The following is a 7145-nucleotide window of genomic DNA, read 5'->3' on the forward strand; positions in this document are numbered from 1 at the left end:
TTGAGGTCTACGCGCCGGACGCGCCTACCGGACGCACAAAATGTAGGGCCCGCTCAAGCCTCGATGACCCAGGCAACCCACACAAATCGAGAAGGGACCAGATTTTTTGGGTGCTTGGGAAGATATGGACATGCCCGAAAAAGCCGAGCTGGACGAGAAGCTTTACAAAGCCATACATTATCGAGGCGAGGTGTCCGAGGCTATACGCCAGATTTACATTCGGCTCCCGTTTCCGGAGCAAACAGTCCCAAACTGTGAAAAGGTAAAGTTTTTAGAAAATGGCTGTGCACTTGAGGATGCCGCAAAGCGGTACGACAACTGCCTGGCAACGCTGGTGCCGCAGGCGGTGCGCGGGGAAACGCAGTTTTACGAGTGGAAGGGCCGTGCACATGCGATAGTGGCGATAAAAAAGAAACGGGGGCATTGGGAGATTGATGAAATAAAGCTGCGGAAAAACCGGGAGCCAGCTCCTGAGTTTGCTGACACGATACAGCGGCACTTTAAACAGTATGGTGTGGGGGAGCACATACAATTCAGTCAACTGATTGAGAAGTTTCTTTCGCCTTCGGCGTTCGAATTTGACGAGCATAATTTGTTCGATCCGGATGCGCAGGTTGATTTTGAATACCTGCTCAATGCGGCATAACGTTGTGCTCCTCACCATCGTAAATCTGTGCGTTTCACGATGGTGAGCTCACCTGCGTCAGATCAGAGATGATGTCCTGCACCAGGCCCTGAAGGCGCTCGGGGCCGACCCAAGTCAACTGTTCACTCCACCTTACACATTCATAGGCCACCTCCCGGATGCTTTCACACCGGAAAGAGACTTCAATTTCCCCAGTATCGAGGTGCTTCAGCGTTTGTGTGGGGTGAAACTGATAATTGGACAACTCGTAATCCATGCCAGGCTGAAACCGCAAAACCCACGTCTCAAAGATACCATCATGGAATGCGCCGAAGGATTGGGAAACATACGCCTTAACATCAAAATCAGCCGCCACTGCAGGAACCGCTAAAATTTCCAAATCAGACACGCCCGTCAAAGCATAGTTTCTGGTTTGCGCAACAGCCTCATCGCGCGCGATAAGATATGTTCTTGGGCCAACCGTTAAAACGTAGGGTGAGACAGTTTTCTGAGACGTCTTGCGACCGCGCACATCCGTATATTGAAACCGAACTTGGTTGGAGGTGGTTATGGCTTGCAACAGCTTGGTTCGGATTCCGGGGTCAAACGACGATTTCGGGCCTGGTCGCAAAGCAATTTCGATACTGTCGTCAAGCACCTCAAGATCTGGATCCAGACGCATCATGGAAGAGCGATCCAAACCTGCCTGCAAAGTTTCTCGCAAGCCTTCCAGGGTTTCTGCATAACTTGCATGGCCCTGAGCTTTCATAAATCCAGCAATCGCAGTGAGACTGGCAAGCTGCTCGGCGTTTACGGGCGGGATCCGTGTTCGCGGCGATGGTAGGTACCAGTGCTTGGCGTTCGTATCTTCATCGATGTGATAACTTAGGTCGGGCTCGATGTCCTGAAGAGCAGAAATATACCGCTGCGTGGTCCGATGGCTCCATTCCATCCGTTCCTGAATGTCCGACAATGACAAGCCAAACGCCTTCTCTGAAGCAAGAAGCTGGATCAATCGCAGCATGTCTTTGGCTGGTCTTTGTCGGTCAGCAGCAGCCATTTTTCGGTCCATCCTAGCTTGAGAGTTCAGTCTAAAGCCTAGCGGCCACGACCATAAGTGTCACCCCTTTGATCTATGTTCAACCCATCAACAGAAAGGATCCAGCTTGAACAATCCCGCCCATGTCGAATTTCGCCATCTTGAGTCTACGCTTTGCGACGAAAACCCCAAGGCCTACGACGATGCCCTAACGCGTTCCGAAGACTTTGTTCCGATCTGCCGCGCTACTGCTGATGATGTATGGAAGGCTTTATGGCCGCAGCCACTATATGCCAATGCAAGTCAGCCTGTCGCACAGAAGTGGCGTGAAATTCTCGCCCCCATTATGAATGGTGCCTGGCGGTCTTGGGGCGTCGATCCCAGTGTTTTTCAGATTCATCACATTGCCCCTGGGATCGGCAATAAATGCTTTAAGGTCGAAGGCGAGCAAGCAGGCCGCATTCGAGAAACCAGCAGCATTTCCCTGCATCGGCTTTACAAAATCCAATCTGCGGCATCGGTCTTGCGAAGCCGTGCCGCAATTGCAGCCTATCCTTTCGATGACGTTATTCTGCAAAACTTCAAAGGGGTTGAGGGGCACCTCCAGTCGTTGCAAGAAGAGTTTGGCCAAGGCTGGGGTCTCGTTCCAATTCTGAACTTTCTGGCGGAGTTTGGGGAATCCGTTCGGCCCAACAATCACTTACTGCGCACACTGAACCACTTACGTCCTGGACGTGGCTTACCAGTAGATCATCACTTGACCAGCAAACAGGCTGCAAAGCTTAACCACCATGTCTGGTTGTTAATACTGGACATGGGTCATTCCCAGGTCACGCCGCACGAGGTCAGACGCATGGACCACCTTCTTTGTGAAATCTCAAAATGTGGGCTCATAAAGGAACAGGCGGAGACCGCCGTGCCCTGTGCGACATTCGAGTAAACAGGTGCCCAGACAAAGCCCTTTCAAGATGAAATAAGTTCGCCTTAAATCAGTACGACGAGGAAAAACATCATGGATTTACAAAATTGGAGCAGGCAACAAATTACCAATTTGATTGCCAACTACGAAAGACTGGACCGGACAGAGGGCGGCCCTTTCACAAAAGCGCAAGCTATGCTGGAGTTAGAGCGTCGTGACGGTGGAGACTTCGATGGCCGTGACGTCACGCAATCCATTCTGGAAATCCGCGACAAGGCACTCAGTGGCAGCGTTCGCTACCTCGATATATGGTCGCACTACTTTCCAGATCAGCCTTGGCAAGGCAATCACTCCGGTCGGATTGTTGGGAAAGCTCTGCACGCTGCGGCATATTACTGTGCAACAAATAATCTCCCCATTGTGACCGCACTTGTTACCCAAGCCAATGGTCACGTGACAGATCGGGCAAAACATAACATGTTTGAAGCAGCGCAAAACTGGGGCATTGCTAAAGGCGCGAATGCGGACGAATTTTACGAAATCAACATCGCGGCCTTACGCGGTCTCGGCCAAGAGGAGCTTCCTTAAAACCATGCAATGGGTAGATCCACAAAAACGCGACACGCTTTTTCAAGGTATCGCCAGCGGCGACCAGTATGGCGGGCCAACGAAAATGGCGCAAATTCTTTACGAGAGCATCGAGGCCAAGAAGCGATTGAGTGTGCAGGATGTCACTGCTCGGTATTTGGATTGGTGGAAAACGGATGCGTTCGATACAGGGCCAGTGTTTGATGCCGTCTTTGCAAAAATCAACGAAGGTCCGTGGCAAGCCGCCGCAGCTTTCCAAGTCCACTTAGAGCTTAACGGTGAAACGGCAGGCTGCAACCCAGTACACCGCATTGCGCCACTCGCCCTATTTAGGTTCGTTTCATTTAACGCCCTGGGCTCTATCGCACGCAAAGAGGCCCGCATCACCCACTGGCACGAGATTGCAGGCGATATGTCAGCTGTTATGGCGTATTTATGTTGGTGCCTTCTGGAAGAGCAATCGTGGGAAGACGCCAAGAGTATGACTGCCGCAATGGAGCCAGAAGCTTGGGACCTGATCGAACAAGCGAAAATTTCTAAAGATGGCTACGCTCCGAATGTCATGCGCACAGCGATAGAATTTCTCGATCAGCCAAACAGCCTTGAAAGAGCTTTCGAGTTCGCAGGATTTGGGAACTACTGTCCGGTCATCGTGGGCACGCTTGATGCGCTCAGAAACCAACACGCGCCTACAAAAGATTAAGGCTTGCAGTAATCAATCCGGTGGTGGTTCGGCACCAATCATAACCTATGCACAGACGGATACGTCCGATACTGACGTACCCACGAGCTAATATCTAAATGAAATGAGACCAGAAGGATTCGCGATTGGCTAGAACGAGCATCACCCACCCCCTGCGCATTGATGACCTGGCCCTCGGAAACGGCCGACTGGGCATCACGTTTTGTCCCGGCAAGAAGGGCGACAGTGTCTTTGGCGCCGCATGGGATCGAGACATTGAGCTCGACCTGGACGCGGTCAAGGGATCGGGAGCCAACGCCGTCTTGACCCTGATCGAAGACCACGAGTTCAAGATGCTGGGCGTGCCCGAGCTCGGTGAGGCGGTGAAGGCGCGCGGCATCGACTGGTTCCACTTTCCGATCCGGGATCTGGACACCCCGAAAGACGACGACATGGGCACATGGGCTGCGATTTCGGCGCAGTTGCACGCCACATTGGAGCGCGGCGGTCGCGTCCTCGTTCATTGCCGCGGCGGCCTGGGCCGCGCCGGTACGATCGCTGCCTTGATGCTGATCGAGCGCGGATGGTCCGCCGATCAAGCGATCGGCGACGTGCGCGCAGTTCGCCCCGGTGCAATCGAAACCGAAGAGCAGGAGCGCTGGCTGACACGTCGCGCTCACCATGATGGACTGCCGGGCTTTCGGCTTCATGCGAGTCTTCTCGGGGGCGCCTATGGCGACAGCCTCGGTGCCGAAATTGAATTCCTCTCGCTTGATGCAATCAGGCGCAAGTTTCCAGACGGGATTTCAGACTTGCCACCGCATCAGGGCCTGCGGGGCGCGATCACCGATGACACACAGATGACGCTGTTCACGGCAGAGGGTCTTATTCGGGCTCATGTTTGCGGTGCTATGAAAGGGATCTGTCATCCACTCTCTGAAGTGCATCACGCCCTGTTGCGCTGGTATCGCACCCAAGGCAGCAAGCTCCGAGTTGAGACGGACACCATAGGCTTGATCACCGACCAGCGGCTCTGGGCGCGTCGCGCCCCTGGATTGACCTGCCTGTCGTCTCTCGGTGAAGGCCGCAGCCTCGGAGCGCTGGCCACGAATGATAGCAAGGGCTGCGGCACGATCATGCGCGTGGCGCCGGTGGCTCTTATGGTGCCGCGCGATCAGGTGCGATCCGTTGCGATCGACACCTCTGCACTGACGCATGGACATCCCACCGGCCAGTTCGCCGCCGCAGCCTGGGCCGAGATGTTGGCCGATGTCGCGAATGGGGCAGAGCTGGAAGAAACTGCGGCAGCAATGGCTACTGAGTACGAACGGCTGGAGAACGGGCATGAAACCGGGCGCGCAATCCGCAAGGCGCTGGACGCCACTCGAGATGGATCCCCCGAGACGATCGAAGGCCTGGGCGGCGGCTGGACCGCCGAGGAAGCGCTGTCGATCGCGCTTTATGCCTGCCTTGCTGGAAAGACATTCGATGACGCGCTTCAGATCGCGGTTTTCCACAGCGGCGACAGCGACTCGACCGGGGCCATCGCCGGTAACATGATGGGGCTAATCGATCCTTTGGCCGCCCTTCACCATCGTTGGGCATCAGTGATCGAAGGCACTGACATTATCACACGGCTCGTAGGCGATTACGTACGGCTGACACATGAACCGGATGGTGCCGATCAACTGGCGCGGGCCTATCCCTGGGCGTGAGCGGTCACAAAGAGGCTGCGCCGAAAAGAAATATGAAACCACGAATGGAGAGACTGCACATATGAGCAAAGGACGCAAACGGCGCTATGAAGAGGAACGCAAAGCAAGGAAATGGGTTTTAGTTTATTTTGATACCTACAGCTTCGACGAGCCCGCGATCGTCTCCGACCCAATGCCTTACCAGCAAGCCCTACGGGCACTTAACAAGGCGCGCGAGCAGGAAGGGCCAAACGGCTTCGACCACTTCGAAGTCCGGCAGGTCGCTGTCACGCAGGAACCAAAATGTTGATCACGGACTGTAAGGGCTGTCGCTATCTTCACTGGGCCGTTGGTGTCGGCCTAGGTGTCCGCTGCACACATCCGGATCACCGCATTGACGCAAAACCACCGATGCCCCTGATTTCGGCGATCACCGGTTGCCAACTGTACAAAGCACGAGAACCTTCGCAAAAAACTGGCGTGCCAACAAACAAGGATTGAGGGATGGAAAAGAACGAAAAACCAAAGGCATCAGCATCTCGAAAGGGCGAAGGCAAAGCCCTTCAGCATCTAGGACGAGAATTGCATGCTGCACTCTTCCCCGAAGAGTATGACCATGTGTACGACAGCGTCTCCGAAGCCAAAGATCGCCAACGAGGCATAAACCCCATGAAAGCTGAGCACGTGGAAAAGACGAACACGCTGCGAGCGCAACTCGGGTTCACGCCGTTCAACGTGGGCCCTGATGCTCACAACGATGACACTTATGGATGGGTTATGGAAAAATTACGGCAGGGAGAAGAAGCTGAGCTGCGGGAAATCATGGCGATCCGAGCCCACGAGGCATTGGAAGCCGAACACAGACGAGAACAAGCACGACAGCAGTTGCAGACCCCCTCTTGGCTAGACCAAAAGATCGACGACATGCTTTTGGGCGAAAAATTTATCTATCGTGGACAGGGCAGATCAGATCCGCAAGTAATCGCGTTTCGCATCTTGGGCGAGCTTTTCAACGTGAACCGTTCCGGGGACAACGAACCTGAATTTTTCAGACAAATCAGGCGTCTTCTGCCCCGTCGATCTGAAGCAGAATATCAAGCCCTTCACCGCCACGCGATGAATGAGTGGATGGAAGTCTATGGTTATTGATGCGGCCAAGATCAGTCACCACGACATCGCAGACCGCATTCGGCCTTTCATTGAAGGCACAAACGTCGATCGCATCTACTACTGTCATGGGTTCGCGTCACACTTCGACGCCAATAAAGACAAGGTGCGCGCGTTGAGTGCCGCCGCAATCGTCGACGGGAATACGGTCGATTACACGCGCCCACCACATAAGGTTTTCGAATCCTTTCAGAAAGCCATGTCCGCACGCAGGAATTACCTGGTCGTTGGCACAAGCATGGGTGGCTTCTTTGCCGCCTGGCTCGGAACTGAACTTGGCTTACCGTATGTGGCCATAAACCCGGCTGTTACCCCTTCACATTCGCTCCAAATGGGTATTCCACGGCATGTGGCCACCTGTTCCACGCGCATGTGGCCAGTCATTCCATGACATGTGGCCACCCCCGTGAGGTGATCTGCGAGGCGGTTTC

9 protein-coding genes are annotated in these 7145 nt (G+C 54.3%); 8 read left to right on the forward strand and 1 reads right to left on the reverse strand.

The window, feature by feature from the left end; genetic code table 11:
• Positions 1–130 precede the first annotated feature (130 nt).
• Positions 131–646: a hypothetical protein gene (locus tag ACH107_RS28030; RefSeq protein WP_412509005.1), complete on the forward strand. Its 516-nt coding sequence runs from the start codon at positions 131–133 to the stop codon at positions 644–646.
• A gap of 34 nt (positions 647–680) precedes the next feature.
• Here the strand turns inward: ACH107_RS28030 and ACH107_RS28035 are convergent, their stop codons facing one another.
• Positions 681–1685: a helix-turn-helix transcriptional regulator gene (locus tag ACH107_RS28035; RefSeq protein WP_412509007.1), complete on the reverse strand. Its 1005-nt coding sequence runs from the start codon at positions 1683–1685 to the stop codon at positions 681–683.
• Positions 1686–1791: 106 nt separating this feature from the next.
• On the opposite strand from ACH107_RS28035, the gene ACH107_RS28040 reads away from it, so the two are divergent.
• From ACH107_RS28040 to ACH107_RS28070, 7 genes are all read left to right on the forward strand, one after another.
• Positions 1792–2604: a hypothetical protein gene (locus tag ACH107_RS28040; protein ID WP_412509009.1), complete on the forward strand. Its 813-nt coding sequence runs from the start codon at positions 1792–1794 to the stop codon at positions 2602–2604.
• A gap of 72 nt (positions 2605–2676) precedes the next feature.
• Positions 2677–3171 (forward strand): hypothetical protein, encoded by a 495-nt coding sequence (locus tag ACH107_RS28045; protein ID WP_412509010.1) that lies wholly within the window; start codon positions 2677–2679, stop codon positions 3169–3171.
• Positions 3172–3175: 4 nt separating this feature from the next.
• A complete protein-coding gene (locus tag ACH107_RS28050; RefSeq protein WP_412509011.1) occupies positions 3176–3874 on the forward strand; it encodes an ADP-ribosylglycohydrolase family protein in 699 nt (232 codons plus the stop codon).
• Between the two features lie 125 nt (positions 3875–3999).
• Positions 4000–5568: an ADP-ribosylglycohydrolase family protein gene (locus tag ACH107_RS28055; protein WP_412509012.1), complete on the forward strand. Its 1569-nt coding sequence runs from the start codon at positions 4000–4002 to the stop codon at positions 5566–5568.
• A 61-nt stretch (positions 5569–5629) separates the two neighbouring features.
• Positions 5630–5857, forward strand: coding sequence for a hypothetical protein (locus ACH107_RS28060; protein WP_167199667.1), 228 nt, complete (start codon positions 5630–5632; stop codon positions 5855–5857).
• 194 nt (positions 5858–6051) lie between these two features.
• Positions 6052–6696, forward strand: a complete 645-nt coding sequence (locus ACH107_RS28065; protein WP_412509014.1) for a hypothetical protein — start codon at positions 6052–6054, stop codon at positions 6694–6696.
• Complete coding sequence (locus ACH107_RS28070; RefSeq protein WP_412509015.1) at positions 6686–7105, forward strand: YqiA/YcfP family alpha/beta fold hydrolase; 420 nt, start codon at positions 6686–6688, stop codon at positions 7103–7105. The genes ACH107_RS28065 and ACH107_RS28070 overlap by 11 nt, the downstream gene beginning before the upstream one ends.
• The last annotated feature ends 40 nt before the right edge of the window (positions 7106–7145 follow it).

The organism is Roseovarius halophilus (ex Wu et al. 2025), assembly GCF_047086965.1.

What these genes read in the sequence shown, in the direction of transcription:
- ACH107_RS28030 (WP_412509005.1), top strand. Translation starts at nt 131, where the DNA reads ATGCCCGAAAAAGCCGAGCTGGACGAGAAGCTTTACAAAGCCATACAT.
- ACH107_RS28035 (WP_412509007.1), bottom strand. Translation starts at nt 1,685, where the DNA reads ATGGCTGCTGCTGACCGACAAAGACCAGCCAAAGACATGCTGCGATTG.
- ACH107_RS28045 (WP_412509010.1), top strand. Translation starts at nt 2,677, where the DNA reads ATGGATTTACAAAATTGGAGCAGGCAACAAATTACCAATTTGATTGCC.
- ACH107_RS28050 (WP_412509011.1), top strand. Translation starts at nt 3,176, where the DNA reads ATGCAATGGGTAGATCCACAAAAACGCGACACGCTTTTTCAAGGTATC.
- ACH107_RS28060 (WP_167199667.1), top strand. Translation starts at nt 5,630, where the DNA reads ATGAGCAAAGGACGCAAACGGCGCTATGAAGAGGAACGCAAAGCAAGG.
- ACH107_RS28065 (WP_412509014.1), top strand. Translation starts at nt 6,052, where the DNA reads ATGGAAAAGAACGAAAAACCAAAGGCATCAGCATCTCGAAAGGGCGAA.
- ACH107_RS28070 (WP_412509015.1), top strand. Translation starts at nt 6,686, where the DNA reads ATGGTTATTGATGCGGCCAAGATCAGTCACCACGACATCGCAGACCGC.